We start from the raw sequence: 543 nt of genomic DNA on the forward strand, positions 1-543 counted from the left end.
TCAGGGCGGTGTCTTCGGCGATCAGCGCCGGGTGATCCGGGTGCATCGCAACGCGCGCTTCGAACAGTGCCGCGATGCTCGAGTCGCGCGGGTAGGCCTTCTGCGGTCCGTTCCAATCGTGCAGTACTTGATGGCGCTCGGACGGCGAGAGAACCGGGATTGCACCGAGCGGACGTTGTTGCTGCAGGGCCTCGACCAGGCCCGCGATGGCCTGATGCATGAACTGCCCGATACGAGCGGCATCGAGCTGTTCGTGCACTTGCACCGTGAGGCTGAAGTGATCACCGAAGTCGTCCACATCGACGCTGAGCGGGTAGTCGGTGCGCTCGTGCATGCTCAGTATGTCGAAGGCCTCTTCCTGCCCCGGGGCGTCGCCCTCTTCCGCTTGCCCCTTGGGGGCGTAGCGATAGTTGAGCAGCGAGGTAAACAACGGCGCCTGGGCATCGACCCCGCTGCAGCGCTGGGCCAGTGCCAGTGGCGCATGCTCGTGATGGAGCAGACGGGCCAGTGTTTCGTGCGTCTGGCGAAGCGCCGCTTCGACCC

General features: G+C 65.2%; 1 protein-coding gene. It reads right to left on the reverse strand.

Annotation, left to right across the window (positions count from 1 at the left end):
• A partial coding sequence (locus I8J34_RS24275) for a condensation domain-containing protein (RefSeq protein ID WP_214364196.1) occupies positions 1 to 543 on the reverse strand: 543 nt, incomplete at both ends.

Source organism: Denitromonas iodatirespirans, from assembly GCF_018524365.1.
GTDB lineage: Bacteria > Pseudomonadota > Gammaproteobacteria > Burkholderiales > Rhodocyclaceae > Nitrogeniibacter > Nitrogeniibacter iodatirespirans.